Genomic DNA, 24,735 nt, shown 5'->3' with positions numbered 1-24,735 from the left:
CGCACAACGCCAGTGACGCAGACGCCCATGAGCCGCTGTACGGTAGCCGGGTTGGACCTGCTCACCCACCCGTTCGACACCGACGGCATGCTCGTGCTTCGTCGGCATTTTGCGTTCCGGCGTGAATGAACGGTTATTTCGATGCCGTTCGCGGATCCGTCCCGACCGCACCCGACGCGCCGGACGGCGCAACGCACCCTTCCAGTGCGAGGATGGCTTTCTTCGCCACAGCCAGCGTTTCTTCGCACACCACGCGTCGCACGGAACGCGGGCACCCGCCATTCGAACTGACCTGCTCGACGGCCGAACGCGCCTTGTCGAGCGCGGCTTGCGGCGACCCGGCGTCGGCGATCAGCCTCGCGATGTTGAAGGCGCTGCCCGATGGCAGCACCACATAGTCGGGACAGGCGGATTCGGCCCGCACCTGCGCGGCAAGCAACGCCGCGCACGCGATGGGGAAGAGCGTGCCTGCGCGCGCAATGACGCCGGGGATGAGCTGCATGATGGGCGACCTCCAGATAGACGTCGAGTCCGCGAGTCCGGGTCACACTTTCTGATTCGTTGACTGGCAGTGCCGCGCAAATCGCATGTGCATCACACCTGCATGTGCATCACTTTATAGTTGCCCATCCTTAAGGGCGACTTACACTAACCGCACTTTTCGCTTTCTGTTTTCGTCTAACGAGTCGTTTGATGGGCGAGCCCAAGGCGACGTGCGGCATGACGCCGACCCTCGCGATCAACCGATGCAGCGGTCGGTGAGGCCGTCACACGGCGCCTCGCATTCGTCGTCAGAAACGCGGGTGACATTCGAACGTGAGTTCAGACTCGTGGGTTTCGAGCGCTCTCACGCCTTTCGACGATTCGGACACGACACTTGGCACTTCGCCGCGTTGCGCACAGAAGTCACTCGCGCTCTGCATGACGGCTTTGTGCGATCGCGCCCAAGCGACGCTTCCGCCCGCCGCCGATGCATGCAGCGTAAAGCGCCCCGCATCGCCTGTCGGCTCGACGGCACCGGAACTCGCACAAGCCTGCATCAGCAGCGGCACGAGTGCGAGCAGCGCGACACGCGCAATCCGTCTTCGCGCCGGGGCCGTCGTGCGTGGCCTGAGCAGATCGTTCAGGCCCGACAGGACTCGACCCATTGCGAATGTTTCCACAGCAACCTCGAAACTGAATGCTTTGCACCCGCCCGATGCGGTGCATGACCAACGCAAGTATGGATCTGCGTCGTCCAGCAATCAGCTATTGAAGTTGCAACACTGTGTTCGCCTGGTACAACATTGCGCAACCGGGTTCATTGATGAGGGTACGCGCTGGCTCAAAGCGCTTCCTGGCACAGCGACATCATTCTCTGCACCATGGTGCTCGCTTCGTTCAGTTCCATCTCGCTCGTGAACAGTGCATTGACGCTCGACAGACGCACGGCGATGCCCGCCTCCAGCAGATCCTGGCTCGCAATCTTCAACGCGAGCTGACCGATCCTGACGCGGTCGAGCCAGACCATGTTCACCTCGTTCTTCGCGAGCCAGCGGCGGCAGCATTCGACGACATGATCGACGCGCCATTCCTGCGTCAGCGCATACGAAGCCGCCGCGATCGCAACGAGATAGCACAGCAGTTCGGGACGCGCGCTGTCGGCGTCATTGAATTCGGGCTTGAGCATGGGTTTCGGACCTCAGTTCTGTTTGTCCTGTCTTCAATACGTGTGTGCTTTTGCACTGAAAACAACCTGCGCGCAACGCAGACGACGCGCATGAACGAGCGCCTCGCTGCACCCGCTTCGGCGAGCGTAAGCCGCAAGTCTACGCCATTTCGCGCACCCGCCCAGCCGAGGTCGCACACTGCGCGCAGGCTAGGTTGTCAGCCGCCGATACGCGTTCAGATGCCGCAACAAACCTTGCTTGTCGCCGAGACTGTCTAGCAGGATCGCGAGGTTATGATGTGCGTCGGCATACGATGGATCGAGCGCCAGACAACGCTCGTAGCTACGTTCTGCTTCGTCGAGCCGGTCCAGCCCTTCCAGCGCGACCGCGCGATTGAAATGCAGCACGGCGTCGTTCGGGAAGTGCACGAGCGCATCGTCGAATACGCGAAGCGCATCGTCGCAGCGCGCTTCCGTTTCGCACAGCAGCGCACCAAGATCGACATAGGCCGCATAAAACGGTTCACTCGCGAGTTCGATCGCATTGCGATACGCCAACTCGGCGCCTTTCACATCCGACTTCATCAGTTGCCCGCCCAGCTCGTACCAGTCGTCCGCCTGCCGCGAAGCGTCCGCCGGCTTCGGCGTCGATTCGAGGAACACCACGTCCCCTTTTATCTCGGCGATCTCGAAGTCGAGCAGTTGCTGGCCCGTGATCGCGTCCCACTGCGAAGGCCCCGTTCTCACCGCGATGTCGTTGCCGACAGCCGTCACGCGAATGCCAGAGAGCGGCAATGCGGCGGGCAGTTCGGCGCGAAGCCGAGTCAACGCCTGGACGATCCTGCGCGGCGCAATATTCGACGCGCGCAACTGCAGCGCGGTTCTGAGCAGCACCACGTCCTGAAACGTGAAGCGCAGCGCGTTGCGCGGCCCGCGCGCAGGCGTGACGAAACCGGCGTCGATCAGTCCGGAGATGATGCGCCGTGAAACGCCCAGCATCGATTGCAATTCGCGCATCGTCAAGCTGTGCGGCGCGTCGTTGCGCGTCACTTGCGTGCCCGCACCTTCGCCGGCGCTTCAGCGGGCGACTTCGGGGCACGCGCCGCGGGCTTGCGGGCTCGCGTCGCCTCTGCCATACCGGCGACGGGCTCGGGCGCCTTGCGCCTGGGCGCCGCAGCGGGTTTGGCTTTCGCGCCGCCACGCAGACTCGCGCGCAACGCCTCCATCAGGTCGATGACTTCGCCGCCTTCGGCGGGCACATCGGCACGCTCGTTCGAGATGACCTGCTTGCCTTCGATCTTGCGGTCGATCGCCGCGAGAATGCGCTTCTTCTCTTCGTCCTCGTACGCGGCGGGATCGTAATGGTCTTCCGTGCCCTGTTCGATGATCTGCATCGCGAGCTTGAGCTCCGACGCGGACACGTCGACGTGTTCGATATTGAGGTCTTTCATCGAACGCACTTCGTCGGCGAACAACAGTTGCTGGAACACCAGGCCGTCGGCGGAAGGCCGCACCTGCACGATGCGCGTCTTGCCCTTCGACGCCCACTTCGCCAACGCGCAGCGGCCGCTTTCCGCGAGCGCCTGCTGAAGCAGACTGTATGGCTTGCCGCCGCGACGGTCAGGCGCGATGTAGTACGCCTTGTCGTAGTAGACGGGATCGATCGATTTTTCTGGAATGAAGGCCACGATCTCGACCACATGGCTGGCGCTTTCTTCAAGCGCCTTCAGTTCGTCGGCGGTAAATACGACGAAACGGTCTTTCTCGAACTCGTAACCTTTCTTCATCGACGAACGCTCGACCACGGCGCCGCTCGATTCGGAAATGTATTGCTGCCTGACGCGCGAGCCGTCGGGCGCGAGCAGATTGAAGCGCACGTCGGACGAGCTTTCGGTCGCGGAGTACAGCTTGACGGGAATCGACACGAGGCCGAACGACAGAGACAACGATGCAATCGAGCGTGCCGCCATGAGCTTTCTCCCCTTTCTTCCGTTGCTCCCTTGACCCGCGCCGATTACCCGCCCCGTCGGGTGCAACGGACAGGACCGTCACGCGCCCCTGAAAAATACGCTGAACGCTTTCGCCAAGCTTAGCACCGCGCCGGCACGGTTCAAGCCTCGCGGCGTATCGCTGCTCGCTGCTGTCCGACCTCGCCGACCTCAGCCCAGTATGGGATGCGACTGGCCGGGAATCGGGAAGCCACGGTTGTCGGTCGGCACAAGCTGGGTCTGGAACGCGACAAACAGCGCCTGGAAGCGCCCGTCCACGTCGACCATCACCGCGCCGTCCTGGAACGTGCCGTTCTCCGACGAATGATCCCTCACGCGGCTGCCCGGCTGCGGCTTCGGATTGCCCTGGTTCATATGCGTTTCGTGCAAGCCGTCGTGGCCGGGCTCGAACAGAAAGCCGAAGCCGTACACCGTGACGTCCTTCGCCGGTTTCCAGCCGCGCCGCATGTCGTTGCCGCTCTTGCCCGGGTACAGATAGTCGACGGGTGCGGCGGACATGTCCAGTTGCAGCATCCCGTTGACGAGCGCGTTGATGTCGTTGTGCTCGGTCGCGGTATCGAGAGCGATGGGCCGCATGCTGCCGAGATCGACGAGGCGCGGATCGTGCACGTAGTCGAGTTTCGGAAAGCCGCTTTGCGCGAGCCCCGCCGGCAGCTTCGCGAGGTCGGCCACCAGCGGATGATCGAAGTACTGCGCCCATGAATAGAGCACGTGATAGCCCGCCGGACCCGTGAGCGAACTGTCGGACTTCACGTTGGTGACGATCCTGAACTCGCCGCCGTTTGCATCGTCGACGACGATCACATAGTGCGGATCGCCCTTGTAGCCGTCGAGAAAAGGCACGCCCAGTCTCAGCGTGCCCTTGTACGCGACGTAGACGTTCTGTTGCGCCATGCGATCGCTCTCTCCGCCGAAGTTTTCGTCCGGTTAACCATTCAATGCAGCATCAAAGCAGCGCGATCACGCGGACGTCGCCCTGCTCCGCCGACGCCACGACCTTGCCCGCCACGCGACGGAACGTGATCGACACCGACGCGTCGCCGACGCGCAGATCGCCGATCTCGATCCAGTCGATGCCCTCGGGCAACATGGGCTGCTCGATCAGCACTTCGCGGCGTTGCGCGTCGATCGTGATGCCGAGGCAGGCTTCGAGCATCATGAACGGTGAGCCGGCTGCCCAGGCCTGCGGGAGACACGCAACGGGATACGCCGTGGGCTGCTCGCCGCGACGGCGCGGAAAGCCGCAGAACAGCTCGGGAAGACGCATGTCGAAATTGACGGCTGCCTGGAACAGCGCCTGCAAGAGCCGCACGGCCGCCGCCTTCGCGCCGTAGCGCGCAAGGCCGCGCGCGCACAACGCGTTGTCGTGCGGCCAGACCGAGCCGTTGTGATACGCCATCGGATTGAAGCGCGGCTGGCCGGCCGCCAGCGTGCGCACGCCCCAGCCCGTGTGGAAGAGCGTCGATTCGAGCGCACTTGCGACGGCTTCACCGCGTTCTCGCGAAGGCAGGCCGAAGGCCAGCAGATGGCCCGCATTCGACGCCAGCACCCGGCACAGCTCGCCCTTGCCGTCGAGCGCGATGCCGTAGAAGCGCGAATCGTCCATCCAGTACTTGTCTTCGACACACGTGCGGATCGCCGTGGCGCGCTGCGTGTAGCGCACTGCGTCGTCGGACAGGCCGCGCAGCGTCGCGAACTGCGCCATCGTGTCGAATGCCGCGCTCGCATAGGCCTGCACTTCGACGAGCGCAATCGGCCCTTCAGGAAAGCGGCCGTCAGCATGAAACACGGAATCGTGACTGTCTTTCCAGCCCTGGTTCGCAAGACCGCCGTCCGACGCGCGCTGATAGTCGAGCAGCCCGTACGCATTGCGATCGCATACGCCCGCTACCCACTTCGCCGCACGCTCGAGCGACGGCCACAACTCGTCGACGAGCTGCGTGTCGCCCGTGCGCGCAACGTAGGCGCCCGCAAGCACGATGAAGAGCGGGGTCGTGTCGACCCCGCCGTAATACAGCGCGAACGGCACCTCGCCCGTCGCCGCCATTTCGCTGCGGCGCATTTCGTGCATGATCTTGCCGACGGCGGCATCCCGGAACGCGGAGTCTTCCTTCGCCTGATGCTCGGCCAGAAACCGCAGCACGCCGCGCGCGAGACCCGGCTGCAACCACAGCATCTGCAGCGACGTGATCACGGCATCGCGGCCGAACGGCGTCGAGAACCACGGAATACCCGCATAGGGATACGGGCCCGTCGCGAGGTCGGTGGTGAGCAGATTGAGGTCGGCCTGCGAACGGTCGATCCACGCATTGAACAGCGGATTGCTCGAGCGCACGCGCGCCGACGCGCGGCGCCGCTCGCGCATCACGAGGTGCGCATCGACGAGCGCAGCGCGCACGGCCGTGCGGCCCACGCGCGGGCGCGCCGCGTCGATCTGCGACACGTGATGCTCCGTCACAGCGTGGGTAGACTGCGGCACGTCGACGTCGGGCGTGCCCCTGTACGCCTCGACCTGCACGGCCACCGACAGATAAATCGACACGCACGCTTGCGCGGGCAGCTTCACCGTATAGTCGGCGCGGTCCGCGAACAGCTTGTCGGGCATCGGCGAAAATGCGACGCGCACACGGCGCGCCACGTCGTCGAGGCCGATGTAGCCGAGCAGCACTTCGTTCTTGTGCACGCGCGGCGCTTCGACCGTGCCCTGTTTCGTGCGCTTCAGGCCGCGCACTTCGAACATGTCGCGAAAGTCGCTCGCGAAGGAGATGGACAGCGGCACGACCGCTTCCGTCGTGCCGTAGTTGGTCAGCTCGATCGCTTCGTTCATCACCGTGCCAGACAACACGCGCACGCGTTCGACGTGAATCACGCCCTCCGGCGTGCTGTTGCCGCCGAGCGGCGGCAGCGGCCGGTTGGTCAGATGCGCGGTGAATGAAGTGTTGTCGCTGCCGACGCTGCCCGACAGCAGCGACGGCGCGCGGCCGCCGAAGGTCAGTCGCAGCGTCGACAGCACGCGCGTATCGTTGACGAACAGGCCGTCGTCACGGCCGGTGACATCGCCGAGGGGATCGTTGACGATAAACGTGCCGCCCGACTTCAGCACGTGCTGGGTCGCGCTCGCGACGTTCAGGTTTTCCGGCGCGATGAACGCGCCATCGCTCTCTTCACCGCGATAGTCCACGCCGCCCTGATGGGTCAGCCCGCCGAGTGCTTCTGGATCCTGCATCAGCTCGCTCCTGTGCTAGTGGCTTTATTCCGGTGATTGTAGAAGGTTCATGCGATTACGACAGAGGATAGTGCTTCGGGTGCCCCGGATCTTCGTGAAATTTTCACTGAAAGGTAACCCGAAGCGCACGTGGCACGGGTCGTGCTGTCGTTGCGACATAACAGGCGGTTCATTGGATACCGGGCGCATGGTCCCGGTCCAATGGCATAAAAACGACGAATAATACTTCGCCATCCTGAATACATCCGATGCGGCGGCGCAAATGAAAACAGGCGCCGCTCCCCTCTTGCGGGAGTGGCGCCTGCGCTTTCAGACAATGCCGCGGATAGCGGCGTTCAAAAGCAAGCTTTGACTATCGATACACGCTCAACGCTGCGCGACCGGCTTCGCTGCGCGCGACATTTCGCCGACGAACAGCTGACGCGGACGGCCGATTTTCTGCTCGGGGTCGGCGATCATTTCGTTCCACTGCGCGATCCAGCCGACCGTTCGCGCGAGAGCGAAGATGCAGGTGAACATCGCGGTCGGGATGCCCAGCGCGCGCTGCACGATGCCCGAGTAGAAGTCGACGTTCGGGTACAGCTTGCGCGATACGAAGTATTCGTCTTCCAGCGCGATCTTTTCCAGCGCCATTGCGAGCTTGAACAGCGGGTCGTCGTGCAGACCCAGTTCGTTCAGCACTTCGTGGCAGGTTTCGCGCATCAGCTTCGCACGCGGGTCATAGTTCTTGTAGACGCGGTGACCGAAGCCCATCAGCTTGACGCCCGAGTTCTTGTCCTTCACCTGCTTGATGAACTCAGGAATGTTGTCAACCGAGCCGATTTCTTCGAGCATGTTCAGCGCGGCTTCGTTCGCACCGCCGTGCGCCGGGCCCCACAGACACGCGATACCGGCAGCGATACACGCGAACGGGTTCGCACCCGACGAACCCGCCAGACGCACCGTCGACGTCGAAGCGTTCTGCTCGTGATCGGCGTGCAGAATGAGGATACGGTCCAGTGCGCGAACCAGCACTTCGTTGACCTGGTACTCTTCGCACGGGTTCGAGAACATCATGCGCATGAAGTTCGCGCTGTACGACAGGTCGTTGCGCGGATACACAAAGGGCTGGCCGATCGAGTACTTGTACGCCATCGCGACGAGCGTCGGCAGCTTCGCGATCATGCGGATCGCGGAAACGTCGCGGTGCAGCGGGTTACTGATGTCGAGCGAGTCGTGGTAGAACGCCGACAGCGCGCCGACGGCAGCAACCAGAATCGCCATCGGATGAGCGTCGCGCCGGAAGCCGCGGAAGAAGAAATGCATCTGCTCATGCACCATCGTGTGCTTCGTGACGGTGTCTTCGAACTCCTCCTTCTGCTGCGCGTTCGGCAGTTCGCCCTTCAGCAGCAGGTAGCAGGTCTCAAGAAAGTCAGCGTTTTGCGCGAGGTTGTCGATCGGATAGCCGCGATACAGCAGTTCGCCCTTGTCGCCATCGATGTAGGTGATCGCCGAGTTGCACGACGCCGTCGACATGAAGCCCGGATCGTAAGTGAATTTCCCCGTTTGCCCATACAGCTTGCGAATGTCGATGACATCCGGACCCAACGATCCTTTATAAACAGGCAGTTCGATCTTCTCGTCGCTATCGGAAAACGACAGCATGGCTTTGGTCGTTGATACGTTCATCTGGGATTCCTTTCGACATTGCATTGCTGGAGACACGCAAAACACGTGAGCTCAGGAGCGGCGCTGCGCGATGAATGCAACGTTCATGCACCAACTACTGCGCGTTCTGCCGCACCCCGGCTGCCGTCAGCATTCTAAGGCGCACAACGCATTTGATTGCATCGCTCACGCGCAACAATCCATCTCGTACCAAGCAATACTCGACGGGTGCACAAGCCTTTTCATCGACAGACAAATGAAAGCAAGCGCATCCGCTGCAACAATGTTTTGCTGCCGGCCGGGACGTCAAACGCGATCGCGTCTGACATACTGGGTTCGTGTTTAGCTTCCCCTGCAAACACATTGCTGTCTTGGACCCGCCGCACAACGGCGGGTCTTTTTTAAAAGTCAGACACAGGAACATACAAAATGAACATGAACATCGACACGCTCTTTCCCGCGACCGAAGATGAAGCCGAGGACATCGTCGTCACGGCCTTGAACCATCAGGACATCGTGCTCGCGATGTCGGCGGCGCTGGCTACGGAAAAGGTCGCCGTTCTGCACATGCTGTATCCGCGCACCGACGCACGCACCCACCGCAGCCTCGACGAGCTTGTCGACCGTCTGCACGGACACGGCCTGCATCAGGTTGCGCGTCTCGTGTCGCAAGAAGCGCACTATCTGGTGTTCAAGGAACCGCAGAAGGCATGGAAGGCGTTCAACGAAATTCGCCACGACTCGCTTGCGATCGGCGTGCATCTGTACTACTGCGGGCTCGTGGGCGAACCGGCCGAGCGCGCGCTCGACATCGACGCGCACGCAAAAGACTGACAGGTCAAAAGACTTTCAACGCGAACCTTGAATGAACGCGTCGACGAAACGGTTGAAAGCGGCGGGATGCGCGAGATTCATTCCATGCGACGCACCCAGCACCGTTTCGCGACGCGCGTCCGGCAGCCATGCCGCGAGCGCTTGCGCCGCGCGCCGGAACATCAGCGGGCTCTTCTCGCCGTCGACCAGCAGCACGGGGCACTTCACATCCGACGCGCTTTCAGGCCTGTAAGCTGGCAACGGATCACGGAACTGGCGCGCGAGCGTGTGCGCGTTGTCGGTCGCGATGCGCCGGAAACCCGGCGTGCTCTTCGACCAGAAACCCGGACGGCTCACGGAATCGACGAATAGCTGCAAGCCCGCGTCGACCTCGCCTGCTTCGATCAATTGCACGGCACGCGCGCGCAGCGCATTCACCGTCTCGGGCAAACCCGCGGGCACGCGCCCGTCGATCTGCAACGGCCCGCCCGGATCGGCGAGCGTCAGCGTCTTCACATGCCGCCCATGACGCCGCGCAAAGTGATACGCGACACAACCGCCACGCGAATGACCGACGACATGCGCCGGCCCGGCCCCGAAGCGCTCGATGAACTGCGCGAGTTCATCCGCGTGATTGCTCCAGCTGAACGGAACGGAAGGCGGCGTATCCGTTGCGGGCCAGTAATGCGTGAGACTGACGGCGACGCAGCGGTAACGCTTCGACAAACCCGCGACTTGCGGCTCCCAGTAGCGGTAATCGCACAGCGAACCATGCACGAAGAGCAACAGTTGACCATCGCCCTGTTCGACATACGGCATGCGCAAGCCGTTGGGCAATTCGATGGAAAGCACGGACGCGGCGGGAGTCTGAGTCACTGAAAGACGCAAATGAAAAGGCGCGCATTATCCATGAAATGCGCGCCGCAAAGGCTTCATTCTCACATGGCGATGCCGGGCATTGCATGGCGTCGCGCGAGTGAGGCGCCAGCGTTCTGCATGCCGCAGGCAATGTCAAACGATTGCGTCAGTCGTCGACCGACATGTCGAGCAGGCCCGCGCTAGCTGCCACACCGGCGCCGCGCACGGCGCAGGTCAGCGGCTCGTCGGCGACGCGCACGTCGAGGAACAGTTCGTTGCTGAAATAGCGCGCGAGATTGCCGAGCAGCGCACCGCCGCCCGTCAGCACGATGCCTGTGTCCGCGATATCCGTCACGAGTTCGGGCGGCGCGCTTTCCAGCGCCGTCTTCACGGCGGCGAGCACCTGGCGCAGCGGCGCGGCAATGGCGTCGACGACATCCTGCGTCGAGAGCTCGACCGTGCGCGGCAGGCCGTCGTCGACGCCGCGCCCCGTCGCACGCATGGTCTCGGCCGGCACGACGGCGAGTGCCGAGCCAATCGTCTTTTTCACGTGTTCCGCTGTCTGCTCGCCGATCAGCACGCCGAAGGTGTTGCGCACGTGCTTGATGATGGCCGCGTCGAACTGATCGCCGCCGACGCGGATCGAGCCGTTGTACGCGGTGCCGCCGAGCGCGATCACGCCGATTTCCGTCGTGCCGCCGCCGATGTCGACGACCATCGAGCCCGTCGCCGACGATACCGGCAAGCCCGCGCCGACAGCCGATGCGAGCGACTCGTCGATCAGGTTCACCTTCCACGCGCCCGCTGCCGCCGCTGCCTCGCGGATCGCGCGGCGCTCGACCTGTGTCGCGCTGGACGGCACGCAGATCGTGAACGCGGCGCGGCGCGCAAAGAACGGACGCGGACGCGCCATATCCACGAACTGCCGGATCATGTGCTCGGCGGCTGGAAAATTGGCGATCACGCCATGACGCATCGGCCGGACGGGTTCGAGGTTACCGGGCGCGCGGCCGATCATCTGCTTGGCCTCGCTGCCCACCAGCGCGACGCGCTTGCGTCCCGCCGCCGCGTCCTGCTTGTCGAAGCAGACCACGGACGGCTCGTTGAGCACGATGCCGCCGTCGTCGGTGTAGATCAGCGTGTTGGCCGTGCCGAGATCGACCGCCACGGACTGGCGGAACAGGCGTCCAAAAAGCGATGACTGCGCAATCGATCTGGCCATGATCAGGCTCTTCTGAGAAAAGTGAGCTGCCTCACCGGCAGCGGAAATGTCAAACGTACGGGGCAATAAAGCGGCGCGTTCGTGCGTCGGAAAGTTTTTCCGGCTCTTGAGCGCATATCGGCAAATGCCCGGCGAACTTTAGGAGGGTGAATTCGAAAACCGCCTTACGGGCACTTACTTCGGCCGAAGGCATGCGGCCGTTTCGACGGGTCGAAACGGCTCGGCTGGCGTGATCGATGCACGATCGATGCGCGATGAATCAGCGGCGGGCAAGCGGCGCAAGAGCGCGCACGAGTGCGTCGCGGCCCAGCGCGACGCCGTCGCCGGAAATCGTATGGCCGACGCCCGGCAGCGCGAAGGCTTCGACCTCGAAGCCCGCGCCGTGCAGCGCGATGGCGGCACGTTCGGTTTCGTCGACGGGAATGACGGCGTCGGCGTCGCCGTGGATCAGCGTGACGGGCGTGGCGCTGTGCGCGGTGACGGGCGACGCGAGCCGCCCGGAAAACGCGACGACGGCAGCCGCGCCCTGCGGATTCGTCGCCACGTGATGCAGCGACATCATCGAGCCCTGCGAGAAGCCGACCAGCGCGAGCTGGCGGTAGCCGAGCTGCCAGTGCGCGAGTTCGGTGTCGAGCATGTTCTGCAGCGCAGGCCACGCGGCCGCGACGCGGTCCGGGCGATTGTTCGCGTCGACATCCCGCAAGCTGAACCACTGGCGTCCGCCAAAGCCGCCATCGAACGGTTCGCTGCCGTCGAGGCAGACAAACGCCGTTTGCGGCAGCGCTTCGCGCCAGATGTCCGCGAGCGGCACGAGATCCTGAGCATTGCTGCCGACGCCATGCAGCAGTACGACCAGCGCCGTCGCCGGTCCGTCAGCGGGCGCGAGCCGCCAGCCGTTGTCGAATTGTTCCCAGGCCATCGCCATCATCCCTTTCGTGTTGCGCGGCGCCCACTGCGGGCTTTGCGCCGCTGCCGTGTCACGCGCAGGCGGCAGCATACGCCGCACGCGATGATTGTGCGGCAATTTTTTGATGACCGTCAGCGGCGCCCAACAGGTGAGCTGGTCAAGCGATGTAGCACTGGACAACGCCATTCTGATTCGCTTGCTGCCCGCACGTGCGCAGGTTGCCGATGCCTTTGCGCGCTTCCGACTATCATCGGCTTTTTACCCGGCTGCTGCGCCGCGCGACAGAGCCGCGGACGCACCCGCCGCGCCGCCCTTTCACCGAAGGAGACGCGCTTGAGCGAACTGAACCGACCCGCCGGACCGCCGTCCGCGCCGTCCGCGCAGCCGCCGCTGCAAGGCGGCCAGCTCGCGCTCGCGACTTTCGCCGTCGCGCTCGCCACGTCTGCGTGGGAGAACGTCGCCGGATTTGCATCGGTTTGGCGTCCCATTCGTGGCCCTTCGCGCAGCGCCAGCGCAGTTTCGTCTCATTGTTCACATAGCGTTCGGACAGGCACTCGCCGCCCCGCCCACGGGCGATGACCTGCATGTCCCCGATCTTCAGCCGCAGCCTGTCGAACGCGCACTGCGGACACCATGAGCCGTAGGTTCGCAGCCCGGCGGGCGCAGCCTCCCAGATGTGTCCTTCGCCACACTGCCAGCGCAGCTTCGTTTGCGTATTCCGGTATTCGGTGGACAGGCAGCGTCCGCCACGCGCCTGCGCCATCGCCTGCATGTCCCCGAGGGACAGACGCACACCACTCCTGCCTTTTCTTCCCGTCACGTCCCACGCCCCGCAATCAAGCCGAACACCCTGCATCGGGGTGTGCCTTGACGTGATTCTTGCCGCACGGGCACAGCACCCGGTCGCCGTCGAGTACGCTCGCGCGTCCGTCCTCGTCCATGTCCGTTCCTGTTCCCTTGATCGGATGTTCGCCCGGGCAGTTGCCGCACGTCGCCATCTCCCGGTCGAGCGCGATGCGCCGCTCGCCGTCGAACATGGTCGATGCCGTAGCGATCACGTGTCCGCCCGTGGTAGTTTCGTCGCCGTTACATACGAGTGCCTTGCCCATACTTATCTTTCCCTTCTGGTTCATTCACTCCGACCACTGAGCGGTCCGATGCGGTGATGACCTTGTAACCGTGGTCGGCGGCGTCACCAAGACGATTGAAATCTGTCATTGGTTCCTCCGTGGATAAAATTTGCACGAGCGGCGCATTCGCGCTCGCCGCGAGAACGCGAATTACGGATTTGAGCCACTTTGCTGCTGCTCGATCTACTTCACCGAAGTGTCACTGTTTATCGGTTTAACCTTGGAAGATATGCGTTTTCCGTTACTGAATCGGTCAACGTACGAAAATGCATCTCCTGTTGATGTATCGCAATAAGTCCCATCTCGCTCCAACAGGGTAAGCCTCTCATTTTTACCTATTGAATATCGTTCGCTCCAATTCGAGCATGCGCTTTCGTGAAAGCAAGCCCCAACAACTTGTCGGGCTTGTGCATCCGCCTGAACACACGGTACCTCGCTCAATTGCTTGTTATAGATGAACTTACCTGTCGATGGCACATATAAGTAAACATCGAAAAATTCTTGAGTCGCGCCTCGCGATGAGAGCACCTTCAAATCTGGGTGGCCATCAAAATTAAGATCCTCCCAATGAATATCGTCACGATTAACGGTATGATTCAGTTTAATGACTTGACTTTTTCCCGCCATCAGAACGCGAAGCTCCTTCCCTGACACCGTTATTTGTGGTGCGTCAACGCCCCCCGCGAATGTCAATTCGCTGTGAAAAATGATGAATTGAGCAACAACAAAGCCGATGACAGCCAGTTTATTTTTCAAAGTTGCCTGATGTCGCTTATTCTTTTTGTGCATATGCGCTTTCATAATCGACGATAAAATCGGTAAGTTTCGCGAGAGCGGAGAGGAACACATTCGTTCTAGGTACAAGCCCATTCATCGGGCCCGTGCTATTGGGATTTCCAGTGTTAACTGCACGAGCCGATTTTTCGAATTGGACACTCTCAAGAAAATCGATGGTTTGAGGGCTGGATCTGCATGATTTTGTATGGTAGTCGTAGCTATTGCAGACATTCCCCAATGTCGCTCTTGTGAGCACGGGGAAGACATCTGCTTCAATGTTTATGCTGTGTGCGGCATGCACTTCCTTAGCACAAGTGACCCAATAGAAGCCTGCCGAATCACAAGCGACGTCCAAATCAACTTCTAGCTGATCTCGGAATGTAGCTGCCGCCGCCCTCCAGCCCCTGTAGGCACCATATTTCGTATAATTTGGCTCAAAGGTTAATTGAATCACCCCGCGACCATACCAAGGGGCGTAGCTAGTATGTGCTCCACCTACCTCTGCAGTAGCAGAAAGGTAAATCGTTTCCTGGATTGCATTTCCCAGGAAAAAAGACATTCTCAATGCGCTGTGCGAGATTCCGTATTTTCGCAACGTTGGGTTTAAGTGCGACGCGAAAGTTTGCGCACGGTGTAAAGCTTTAGCCCATGGAATTGCTCCCGTAGGAAAGATTTTATGATGCGAGGAATCTTTAGTTTCGTCAATAATCTTGCGGGGGATACACTGTGCCAATTCGCGGCTGTTCATCCACCCGCACCTCCTGAAATGCCGAATAAACGCGAGTGGATGGAAGAACCAGAACTTCTTCCCGCCAGCGAGTGAGGGCACGTCATCCATGAACTGAAGTTTTTTCACGAAGCCGATAAACCTCTCATAGCCATCCGGGTCGGTGTCCTTGCATTTGCCGAAATAACCGTCTGGGAGGTTCAGGTCCTGATAGCGCTGGTCGTTATTGGCCGGGTCCCACTCGCTTTGCGTATGGCACACAAAACCGGAAAGCCCGTCGCGCACACTGTCGTTGCGCTGAACGTAATAAGTGAGTTGATTGTCCAGGCTGAACTGTGGATCGCCCTGGGGGATCTCATACGCCGTCGCCGTCGCGTCGCCGACAAGCTGGCGCAACTTGTAGTAACTGAACAGGCCATTGGCGTCGAGCGGAGCGTTCTCATTGTCAATCTTCTTCCACCCGGTGAAGAACGGAAAGTCCGCGTCCGACAGCTTCACGACGGACGTCTTGCTGATGTCCACGTAACCTTGCGCGCCGCTGGCGTCAAACGGCACGGCTATCCAGGTCGCATTGTTCTGGACCGTAAGCGTAGGAGAATCTGCCAGAATGCGCCCGAAACGCAGCATCTCGTAACCATCGCTTGGACACGCGGGATAGAGCTTCATCGCGCGTGCATAAAGGTTGTATTCGTAGTCGTCGCTCTTGTCCTTGACCGGGTTCGGTGTCAGCAACACGCAATTGCCATCGCCGTTTTCATCAAGCCATGCACGCATAAGGCGCTGGCCCTTGTGGAAATACACTTCGACGTAGAGCTTGCTGCTGTTATTCGGCAGCTTCCCGCGGCTCAGCGCTGGAAAATGTGCGGTGTCGGTCACACCTGTCGGCGAGTCCAGAAATTCGACCGAACCGGGAATGACGTAATAGGCATGTCCCCACCAGTCTTTCGATGTTGGCTGCACAGGATTCTTTTCGCCAAGTTGCACCGTGTGGCCGGACTGCTCGAACCACGCGGTGAAATCTTCCTCCGTCATGAAGACTTCAAAGTGCAGATGGCGCAGGCCCTGTGACTGCCCCCAGAGGCCTAGCATATCCTTGCGGTAGACCTTCTTGCCGTTGCCTGGCTTTACCGCGTCACCGGCTTCAAGCAACCATGCCGCCAGTCCTGTCGGAGAAGTGTTCTGGGGCGGGTTCGCTGGCGGCGTGTATAGCTGCTTCTGCGCAGTAAGATCCAGCAGGTTCATGTACAGCGAATAGAACGTGATAGTCCGCCCATCGCCCGTGTCGGTGACATGGCGCAGCAGCACGAAGCCCGTGTTGGTATTCTGGACTTCCTGCCCGTTGTCGTCAGTATGGCCGTCAGAAATCGGATTCTGGCTGACGCGGTAAGCAACGACTTCGCCATCGGCGATGGCCCGCACGGGTTCGTTGAGGGTGTCGGGGATAAGGTGGACCCCGCAATGCCAGCGGCGGTCAAACGCCACCGGATAGACACCGTGGTACCCTGGTTCGAACGCCTCAACCGCCGTCATCATCGTATCGGTGTCAGCCGCGTCGCCAGTGAGACCGGACTGGGGCAGGAAGGGAGGGCTGATAATCATGGTCAGCGTGATTTGGAATAGAGGTTGGTAGTTTTCAGTTCACCTTGCGGCATGGGCGGGAGTGCCGGATGTTGCGTGTCCGCTCCTTGCTTGCTCCACTTCGCCCCCTTCTCCAGAATCGGTCCCGGCGAGCCGTTGACGATGCCGCTACCGTTGATCTGGATAAACGAGCCACCCGCGCCAAGCCAGACTTCCTTGGCCGAGTTGATAACGATCCTTCCGTTCGTGCTGCTAATCGTGATGTCCTTCAGGGCCGCGAGCGCCATCGCGTCGCCCTGCGCCTGAATCTCGACCTTGCCCTTCGCCGCAAACAGACGGATGCCGAGCCCTGCCACGAACGAGAGGACACCGCGCACCGATGCGAGCCACGAGCGGCCCGACGCAATGCTCACGTCCCGGCCCGCCGTGATCGCGTGATCGTTCTGGCTCGCCAGGTGCATGCTCTCGCTGGCGGTCACTGCGATACCCGCCGCGCTCGCCAGCACGAGGTCTGGCCGCGTCATCTCCGGCGACGGGTTCGCGGTGCTTTTCGCGCCGCCCTTGATGGCCTCGTTCTGCGCCTTCATGCCCACCGTTGCGTCGCCCTGGCTCACCGTTAAATCCTGCGCCTTGTGCTTCTGTGCGAACTGCGCCATGTCCTCGTGCAGTTCGCGCGCCTGCGTGAGCCGCTGCACCGTCTCGCCCATGTCCTTTACGGGCACACCCGCGCCAGCGCGCGTCTCGGTCGTCAGCAGCAGGCCCCGGTTTGCGCGCGCCACGCCATGCGCCTCCGTCGCCAGTTCGAACCCCTCGCCGCGCGCCTCGCTGCGGCCCTTGCGCCGGTCGATGCGCGTATTGCTGCCCAGCACCAGGCGCGAGGCCGCGTGGTCGCTCGCCACCTGCACCTGGAGCTTGCCGGGCGTATCGTCGGTGACAACGCTGTTCGTCGTTGGCCCCTCCAGGTCCTCGCTCAGCCAGCCCGAAAGCGCCTGGTTGGCGGGCAGGGGCCACGGCGGCTCGTGGAACTGGTTGACGTGCCGCCCCGCGATATAGGGCTTGTCCGGATCATTGTCCTGATACCCGATCACCACTTCGTGGCCCGCGCGCGGAATGTAGATCGCGCCGTAGTTCGCACCCTGCCAAGGCGACGATACCCGCACCCAGCAGCTGGAATCCTGGTCCTGCTGGCCCTCGCGATCCCACGGGAACCAGACCTTCGCGCGGCCATACCTGTCGGTCCAGATTTTTGAATCCGAATAGCCCGTCACAATCGCCACCTCGCCATGCGAGCGCGGTTTTTTCGCCTTCTGCGGCGTGCGGAAATACGTATTGGCGGGCTGCACCGTGAACTGCGTGTCGCACGTGTACTGACGTTGCAGCGCACCCCGGTTCGTCACCGTGTCGTTGTTGACGATCTCGATCTTCGTCGCGACGACCAGGTATTCGCCATTGCCCGGTGCGAGCGGATAGCCTTCCAGGTGGAACGTATAGCCCACCCTCAGCCCGCGCATGTTGCCGCGCCCCTTGCCGCGCAGACTCTTCGCCCGTTTTGCTTCCAGCCGCACGCGTGCCAGGTGCTCGCCCTCGAAGTCCACCTCATTGGGCTGCGCGGCGGTCCCCATCGCCCCGGCCAGCGGCTGCGAGTAGTCGCCCCAGGCGTAGTGCTCGATGTTGTCGTTCGCGCGCTCGCGGTAGTCCGAATCCTTCGCGGCGAGATTCGCGCGCGACTGCGTGTAGTCGTAGTCGGTGACGCTGACCTTGCCCGTGGTCAGGGCGCGTGCGATCTCGAACTGGTATACATGTTCCTCATCGATGCGCTGGCCGTCGCGGTCCTGGTATCGTAGCGTCGCATACGCGGGGCCGTGCTTCTTGTAGGCGGCGGTCGAATCGCACAGCACGAGCGTCGGGCCATCGTAGAAGAACGTGATGCCCCATTCCTGCCACAGGCGATTGAGATAGCCCCAGTCGCTCTCCCAATACATGCGCTGGTAGTCGCGCTTCGGATACTGCCGTCCGAAGCCGGGGCCGGCCAGGCGCAGTTCATAGTGAAACGGATACTTTTTCAGGATCGTTTCGGAGATTTCCTTGACCGTGAGGTCCTGGAAGATTCTTGAGTCCTGGTTAAGGGTCGCTAAAAAGAGCCATGGGCGAATCCTTAAGCGGTAGAACGCCCGCCGCGTATCCGAGCCGACGCACTGCGCCGAGACGATCAGGCCGGTGATCTCGCGCACGCCTGCGCCGATATTGATCGGCGGGGACACGCCGATTGTTCCCGTCTCGTAGGTGCCGCTACCCTCGGTAGCGATCTTCACCGTCACCTGCTTGCCCACCAGTTTGTCCACCTTGACCATGGCTCTTGCCTCATGCACGGTCAGGCCGATATCGTCCTTCGTCGCAATCTCCACGGTGTAGTCGTAGAGCCTGCCGAGCTTTTCGGTGCCGGTCAGGCGCGATACCGTGAAGAGGCATTCATCCTGCCACTTCGGCAGGCCTGCGCTAACTATCTCCAGCGTGCGGGGTTGGTCAAGCCATGACATGCAACACTCCATACGATAAGGTTCAGAACCACAATGTGCATTAGTTGAACGCACAACGGTGTCCGCGAATGCATCGGCCCACGCGTATCTTTCCCCAATTTTTCAGGAATAACAATCAGACAAGTTTTAAGAATGGTCAATTCGACGCACGACGGATAGATTTTTCATTTCGTGACATTCATCACGAAAAAAATCACACCCTGTGATTTATTGCTCCTCTTCGCCACGCTTTGACAAGTCACTTGTGCTTCCCGGTCGCTTCCAGAAAAAGATCGCACCGAGCACGACGGTACAGAGCAGAATGGCACATGCCACCATTACATCCCCCAGCATCTCTCCTATGCCATCCATAGGATTCCTCTATTTTTGAGATAAATTAAAGACCGCCTCAGTGTCTCACAGGCGAAGCCACCGCAAGAACGCGCCACTCGTCTCATCCTCACCAGCTTCCTGCTGCCGTCCAAACACCTGCGCGGCCAGCCGCATTGCCTCCACATGGTCCTGGGCCGCAGCCTCGCAGTGGACCGCCAACTGTTCCATGGTCGAGGCCATCGCCGCAAGGTCTGCATCGGACATGCCGCCACGACGGATCGCGCGCACCATCGCACCAACCTTCTGCATGTTCGCCATCTGCCGGTGTGCGGCCTCCATGCGACGCGCCCAGCGGCCCGGAACGCGGCGTTTCCTCCGCGCGTCGGTGATTGGTTTCAGCAACTTCAACGGCATTGATGTGCACGTCCTTTCCGCTGAAGCGGTTCAGAAACCGCTCGGCCACGTCGTCGCCCCGGCGTTCCACCTGCAACGGCTTTTTTCCTCATGATCTTTCCAATTGAATAAATAACCGACCAATAAAAGCATCAATAGGAATTCAAACCCATTTGATTGTGTGGAATGTCTGTGGCGATTGAATGCCGATTGCACTGCAACGTAAAGACGCCAGTCCGTCATTGACAACCAGAACATATTATCCAGTCGTAATTCAGAACCGGAAATGACAATGACCTGTCCCCGCGTAGAAATGACGGTACGAGACGGATTGTTCGTCAGCGAGGTCGAGGCAGGCGGGGTATGCTGTTCCCCTCGTCGCACCGTGTGGGGTGGGGGAACGGAAGTCCCCACGTCAAGGAAGCTCCCGCCTGACTGCTTCCCCACGCTCACAGCAACACAGGTCAATATCGTGCAAACCCAAGCCACACAACCGTCGCCGCTGCAAGGCGGCCAGCTCGCGCTCGCGACCTTCGCCGTCGCGCTCGCCACGTTCATGAACGTGCTGGACACCTCGATCGCCAACGTGGCGATTCCCACCATCTCGGGCAACCTCGGCGTGTCGGTCGACGAGGGCACGTGGGTCATCACGGTGTTCGCGGCGTCGAATGCCGTGTCGATTCCGCTGACAGGCTGGTTTACGCAGCGCTTCGGTCAGATCAAGCTGTTCGTCGGCGCAATTCTCGGTTTCGTGATCGCGTCCTGGCTGTGCGGCGTCGCGCCGTCGCTGCCCGTTCTGCTATTTGCACGCGTGCTGCAAGGCGTCGTCGCCGGTCCGCTGATTCCGCTGTCGCAGGCAATTCTGCTCAGCTCGTGGCCGAAGGAGAAATCGTCGAGCGCGCTCGCGCTATGGGCGATGACGGCGACCGTCGGCCCGATCGCGGGCCCGGCGCTCGGCGGCTGGATTACGGATAGCTACAGCTGGTCGTGGATCTTCTACATCAACATTCCGGTCGGCATTTTTGCGGCGGGCGTCACGTGGATGATCTACCGCACGCGCGAAACGCCGACGCGCAAGCTGCCTATCGACGTCGTCGGGCTCGGCCTGCTGATCACGTGGGTCGCGTCGCTGCAGATCATGCTCGACAAGGGCAAGGATCTCGACTGGTTCGGCTCGCCCGTGATCGTGGCTCTGGCGATCACGGCCGTCATCAGCTTCGCGTTCTTCCTCGTGTGGGAGTTGACGGAGCCGAATCCCGTCGTCGATCTGCGTCTGTTCAAGCAACGCAACTTTCTCGGCGGCACGGTGGCGATTTCAGTCGCGTATGGCGTGTTCTTCGGCAACCTCGTGCTTCTGCCGCAATGGATGCAGGAGTACCTGAACTACCGTTCCGTCGATGCCGGACTCGCGACCGCACCGCTCGGCATTTTCGCCGTGATCCTCGCGCCCGTGATGGGCCGCGTGCTGCCGCGCTCCGACGCACGCATCATCGCGACGCTCGCGTTCGCCGGCTTCGCTATCGTGTTCTTCATGCGCTCGCATTACGTGATCGAAATCGACACGTGGCATCTGGTCTTACCCACGCTGCTGCAGGGCATCCCGATGGCGATGTTCTTCGTGCCGCTGACGGCCATCATTCTCGCGGGCCAGCCGGGGCCGAAAGTGCCCGCTGCTGCCGGCCTGTCGAACTTCGTGCGGGTGTTTTGCGGCGCGGTGGGCACATCGATCGCGGGCACGGCCTGGAACAACCGCACGATCCTGCATCACGAGCGCCTGACCGAACAGGCCAACGCAACCAACCCGGTGTTCGCGCAGCAGACGGACGCGACGCAGAAGCTGCTGCACGTGAGTCCGTCGACATCGAATGCGCTATTCGATTTCACCGTGAACACCCAGGCGGCGATGATGGGGCTCAACGACATCTTCTACGCGTCGGCGATCATTTTCGTGCTGATCATCCCGCTGATCTGGATCACGCGGCCCGCTCGGGGCGGGGGCGATTCGTCCGGCGCGCACTGAGCTTTTCTCTCCCGAATGCGGCCGCCCGGACGTGCGCGGGCGTCTTCTGCGCGTGTCCAAGATTGCCGGCCCGGCGCGTGCCGGCGCACCGCTCGCCCGTGGTTCATGCGGAGAATCGAAACCGTGAGGGCCGCTCCTGCCAACCTTCACTTTGGCTTTAGCGCACCCCGCCAGATCTCGCACAGTTGGCGCCCGACTTCATGCAACGAGTCATGCTGGCTATACATGCGGCGCAACCACGCGGCATCGCTCAAACCTTCCGTCACAGTACTCCTTACCATCTCCAGGCCTTCTTCCCCGCCCAGAGACCGCGCGTGATCGGCGACGGCTTCCAGCATGGCCAGAATCTGGTTACCTATCGTATCGCGCTGCCCGGTCTCAGGGTCGACGCAGGTGCCGTTCAACCCGAACCGGCAGGCCATGAAGCGGTTGGTCCGATACACCTCGTAATCCCGCTCACTGAGGCATAGCGGTTTGTCGATCAGCAGATAACGCGCAAGCGATTGAATATACGCCGCAATGGCAGCCGCCCACTCCACGCGCAGCGGCGTATCCATGACGCGTACTTCGATCGTGCCGTAGCCCGGACTTGGACGGATATCCCAGTAGAAGTCCTTCAGACTGTTGACGAGCCCCGTGTTCGCCATGCGGTCGAAATACTGCTCCAACTCGGACCACTTCGTCACGAACGGCGCATGCCCGGACAAAGGAAATGGAGCGACGGAATTCAACCGCGCGCACTCGAATTGCGTATCGCTCCCCTGCACATACGGCGACGAAGCGGCGAGTGCGATGAAATGCGGCACGTAGCGCGAAAGCGAATGCAACAGAACGAGCGCCGAGTCGGGGTCAGGGCAACCCACGTGAACATGCTGGCCAAATATCGTGAATTGCTGATAAAGCGCGCCATACAATTTCATCAGGTATTCCGAACGCTCTCGGCCATCGGAACGCTGGTCGTACCAGTTCTGAAAAAAATTGGTCCCGCCGCCGCACACGCCGACGTTCAGAAAATCGGCGGCCCCGACCAGCGTGTCGCGAAGCATCCGCAATTCGCCGCGTGCCTGCTGGAAATCACGGCATACGCCTGTCGATAACTCGATCATGCCCTCGGTCGTCTCCGGCTTGATCGCGCCAACGAAGTTCTGCTCTTTCACGCCGCTCAGCAATTCCGTTGCCGCCTTCGTCAGGTTGTAGTCGTGCGTATTGACGATCTGAACTTCGAGTTCAATGCCAATCGTGAACGGATCGGATGAAGCGAATGGAGCAAGCATACGGTGTCCCGTTTGCGGCATCGGTCGGATTAGAGTTGTTATAGGACCTGCAGATGGACATTACAAACTGCAAACGCGTCGGCCTCTCCGTGCATAGTCGTGCGTAGGCGATCCGTCCGCCCGACGACGAACGACGGGCGCGAGGCACGGAGCCGACGCTCGGGTGGCTACCGCACGGATCAGGGTTGGCGTTTGCCTCGGCCACCAGCGCCTTTGCCAGCAGGTTGTCGCGCAGCCGCAACCGGCTGGCGGGCGGGCTTGCTGCGTGGCCTTTGCACGCTGAATGGGCTACCGCTGGTCACGCTCGTCTCTTTACCCGCGGCTGCGTCGCGCTGCGCCGCAGGTTTGCGATTGCTCTCGCCACTTTTCGGTCGAGTCTTTTTGCCAGGCAGGTGCATGTCGCCCGGCGCAGCTTGCAGTCCCTTTGGCTTCTTCGGCTTTTTGGGTTTCTTGATGATCTGGCCCGTCGCGCTGGTTTGCGGCACGCGGTGTTCGGCTTCAAAACCGGGCTCCTCTTCACGGGGCAGCGTTTGCCGGATCAGCGCTTCAATCGCGGCCAGTTGCGGCGCTTCATCGGCACATACAAGTGACACGGCCACGCCGCTCGCACCCGCGCGGCCGGTACGGCCAATACGGTGCACATAGTCTTGCGCCACGATGGGCAGATCAACGTTGATCACCAGCGGAAGATGGTCGATATCCAGCCCGCGTGCAGCCACATCGGTGGCTACCAGCATGTGTACCTGGCCCGCCTTGAAGCGCTCCAGCGCACGCAGGCGCGCCGGTTGCGGCTTGTCGCCGTGGATCGTGTCGACCGCATAGCCCGCTTCGTCCAGCATGGCCGCCAGGTAATCCACGCCAGTGCGTGTTTTGACGAACACCAGCGCGTGATCCCAGTTGTTCTCGGCCACGAGGTGCATGAAGAGGTCCGGCTTGTTCCTTTTGTCGACGGGCACCACCCACTGCCTGATCTTGCTTGCCGTGGCGTTGGGCGGGCTGACGCTGATATGGACCGGGCCACGCAGAAAGTTCGCTGCCATTGCGCGGATATCATCGGAAAACGTCGCAGAGAACAACAGCGTTTGCCGCTGCGCGGGCAAGGCAGCAAAGACGGCGTTGAGTTCGCGCGCAAAGCCCAGATCCAGCATGCGGTCGGCTTCATCCAGCACCAGCGTTTGCACCTGATCGAACTGCACTGCGTTCTGACGATTGAGATCGAGCAAACGGCCCGGCGTCGCAACAAGCACATCCACGCCTTTGCGCAACTTCATCATCTGCGGGTTGATACTGACACCGCCGTAGGCCGCCAGAAATCGTAAGTCGAGGCCTTTGCCGTAAACGACGAAGCTTTGCAGCACTTGCTCGGCCAGTTCGCGCGTGGGCACGAGGACCAGAACACGCACGCGATTGCTGGACACCGCCGGACCGTGTTGCACCAGCCGTTGCAACAGGGGCAACGCAAAACCCGCGGTTTTGCCCGTGCCCGTCTGTGCTGCCGCCATGACGTCCTTGCCGCCGAGCACAGCAGGAATCGCCTTGACCTGCACCGGTGTAGGTGTTTGGTAGTGGAGGTCCTGCACATTACGCAGCAAGCGATCGATCAGGCCAAGCGAGGCAAAAGACATTGGCGAATTCCGGGCTAAAGCCGCAATTCTAG

21 protein-coding genes are annotated in these 24,735 nt (G+C 61.5%); 2 read left to right on the top strand and 19 right to left on the bottom strand.

All coding sequences use genetic code 11. The features are described 5' to 3' along the window. Positions 1-133: 133 nt before the first annotated feature. The 8 genes from BPHY_RS26110 to gltA all read right to left on the bottom strand — a co-directional run bounded on the left by BPHY_RS26110 (position 134) and on the right by gltA (position 8,551). Positions 134-502 carry a hypothetical protein gene (locus BPHY_RS26110; RefSeq protein WP_012404459.1) on the bottom strand — a complete coding sequence of 123 codons (369 nt, stop codon included), beginning with the start codon at positions 500-502 and terminating at the stop codon, positions 134-136. A gap of 289 nt (positions 503-791) precedes the next feature. After that, positions 792-1,163: a hypothetical protein gene (locus tag BPHY_RS26105; protein ID WP_012404458.1), complete on the bottom strand. Its 372-nt coding sequence runs from the start codon at positions 1,161-1,163 to the stop codon at positions 792-794. Between the two features lie 161 nt (positions 1,164-1,324). Then, positions 1,325-1,669 carry a hypothetical protein gene (locus tag BPHY_RS26100; protein ID WP_012404457.1) on the bottom strand — a complete coding sequence of 115 codons (345 nt, stop codon included), beginning with the start codon at positions 1,667-1,669 and terminating at the stop codon, positions 1,325-1,327. 189 nt (positions 1,670-1,858) lie between these two features. Further along, positions 1,859-2,698 (bottom strand): tetratricopeptide repeat protein, encoded by an 840-nt coding sequence (locus BPHY_RS26095; protein ID WP_012404456.1) that lies wholly within the window; start codon positions 2,696-2,698, stop codon positions 1,859-1,861. Beyond that, positions 2,695-3,618 (bottom strand): non-homologous end joining protein Ku, encoded by a 924-nt coding sequence (gene ku / locus BPHY_RS26090; protein WP_012404455.1) that lies wholly within the window; start codon positions 3,616-3,618, stop codon positions 2,695-2,697. The genes BPHY_RS26095 and ku overlap by 4 nt, the downstream gene beginning before the upstream one ends. Positions 3,619-3,807: 189 nt before the next feature. Continuing rightward, a complete protein-coding gene (locus BPHY_RS26085) occupies positions 3,808-4,551 on the bottom strand; it encodes a YukJ family protein (RefSeq protein WP_012404454.1) in 744 nt (247 codons plus the stop codon). 52 nt (positions 4,552-4,603) lie between these two features. Beyond that, complete coding sequence (locus BPHY_RS26080; RefSeq protein WP_012404453.1) at positions 4,604-6,883, bottom strand: amylo-alpha-1,6-glucosidase; 2,280 nt, start codon at positions 6,881-6,883, stop codon at positions 4,604-4,606. Positions 6,884-7,249: 366 nt separating this feature from the next. Next, on the bottom strand, positions 7,250-8,551 hold the full coding sequence (gltA, locus tag BPHY_RS26075) for a citrate synthase (protein WP_012404452.1): 1,302 nt from the start codon (positions 8,549-8,551) through the stop codon (positions 7,250-7,252). Between the two features lie 408 nt (positions 8,552-8,959). Here gltA and BPHY_RS26070 point away from each other — a divergent pair, with 408 nt between their 5' ends. Further along, complete coding sequence (locus tag BPHY_RS26070; RefSeq protein WP_012404451.1) at positions 8,960-9,364, top strand: hypothetical protein; 405 nt, start codon at positions 8,960-8,962, stop codon at positions 9,362-9,364. 15 nt (positions 9,365-9,379) lie between these two features. Here BPHY_RS26070 and BPHY_RS26065 read toward each other — a convergent pair whose 3' ends face one another. The 9 genes from BPHY_RS26065 to BPHY_RS26035 all read right to left on the bottom strand — a co-directional run bounded on the left by BPHY_RS26065 (position 9,380) and on the right by BPHY_RS26035 (position 19,805). Then, complete coding sequence (locus BPHY_RS26065; protein ID WP_012404450.1) at positions 9,380-10,162, bottom strand: alpha/beta fold hydrolase; 783 nt, start codon at positions 10,160-10,162, stop codon at positions 9,380-9,382. A 205-nt stretch (positions 10,163-10,367) separates the two neighbouring features. Further along, positions 10,368-11,423, bottom strand: a complete 1,056-nt coding sequence (mreB, locus tag BPHY_RS26060; protein ID WP_012404449.1) for a rod shape-determining protein — start codon at positions 11,421-11,423, stop codon at positions 10,368-10,370. A 259-nt stretch (positions 11,424-11,682) separates the two neighbouring features. Continuing rightward, positions 11,683-12,342, bottom strand: coding sequence for an alpha/beta hydrolase (locus tag BPHY_RS26055; protein WP_041765409.1), 660 nt, complete (start codon positions 12,340-12,342; stop codon positions 11,683-11,685). 824 nt (positions 12,343-13,166) lie between these two features. Further along, the gene (locus BPHY_RS26050) at positions 13,167-13,439 is read right to left on the bottom strand and encodes a PAAR domain-containing protein (RefSeq protein ID WP_012404446.1); all 273 of its coding nucleotides are present in this window, start codon (positions 13,437-13,439) and stop codon (positions 13,167-13,169) included. After that, on the bottom strand, positions 13,417-13,548 hold the full coding sequence (locus tag BPHY_RS43900) for a hypothetical protein (protein ID WP_279635026.1): 132 nt from the start codon (positions 13,546-13,548) through the stop codon (positions 13,417-13,419). Before BPHY_RS43900 ends, BPHY_RS26050 begins: the two co-directional genes overlap by 23 nt. A 95-nt stretch (positions 13,549-13,643) precedes the next feature. After that, on the bottom strand, positions 13,644-14,249 hold the full coding sequence (locus BPHY_RS41945) for an XAC2610-related protein (RefSeq protein WP_157686737.1): 606 nt from the start codon (positions 14,247-14,249) through the stop codon (positions 13,644-13,646). Then, positions 14,233-16,563 carry a M23 family metallopeptidase gene (locus BPHY_RS26045; protein WP_012404445.1) on the bottom strand — a complete coding sequence of 777 codons (2,331 nt, stop codon included), beginning with the start codon at positions 16,561-16,563 and terminating at the stop codon, positions 14,233-14,235. Before BPHY_RS26045 ends, BPHY_RS41945 begins: the two co-directional genes overlap by 17 nt. 2 nt (positions 16,564-16,565) lie before the next feature. Then, positions 16,566-19,079 (bottom strand): type VI secretion system Vgr family protein, encoded by a 2,514-nt coding sequence (locus tag BPHY_RS26040; RefSeq protein WP_012404444.1) that lies wholly within the window; start codon positions 19,077-19,079, stop codon positions 16,566-16,568. 396 nt (positions 19,080-19,475) lie between these two features. Beyond that, a complete protein-coding gene (locus tag BPHY_RS26035; RefSeq protein WP_012404443.1) occupies positions 19,476-19,805 on the bottom strand; it encodes a hypothetical protein in 330 nt (109 codons plus the stop codon). Between the two features lie 265 nt (positions 19,806-20,070). On the opposite strand from BPHY_RS26035, the gene BPHY_RS26030 reads away from it, so the two are divergent. Continuing rightward, positions 20,071-21,804 (top strand): DHA2 family efflux MFS transporter permease subunit, encoded by a 1,734-nt coding sequence (locus tag BPHY_RS26030; protein WP_012404442.1) that lies wholly within the window; start codon positions 20,071-20,073, stop codon positions 21,802-21,804. Positions 21,805-21,950: 146 nt separating this feature from the next. Here the strand turns inward: BPHY_RS26030 and BPHY_RS26025 are convergent, their stop codons facing one another. Both BPHY_RS26025 and BPHY_RS26020 read right to left on the bottom strand, forming a co-directional pair. Further along, positions 21,951-23,078, bottom strand: a complete 1,128-nt coding sequence (locus tag BPHY_RS26025) for a YbdK family carboxylate-amine ligase (protein ID WP_012404441.1) — start codon at positions 23,076-23,078, stop codon at positions 21,951-21,953. 179 nt (positions 23,079-23,257) lie between these two features. After that, the gene (locus tag BPHY_RS26020) at positions 23,258-24,703 is read right to left on the bottom strand and encodes a DEAD/DEAH box helicase (protein ID WP_012404440.1); all 1,446 of its coding nucleotides are present in this window, start codon (positions 24,701-24,703) and stop codon (positions 23,258-23,260) included. Positions 24,704-24,735: the final 32 nt, after the last annotated feature.

Origin of the sequence: Paraburkholderia phymatum STM815 (assembly GCF_000020045.1) — a bacterium.
Taxonomy (GTDB): domain Bacteria; phylum Pseudomonadota; class Gammaproteobacteria; order Burkholderiales; family Burkholderiaceae; genus Paraburkholderia; species Paraburkholderia phymatum.
This window is presented reverse-complemented; position numbering and strand designations above follow the sequence as displayed.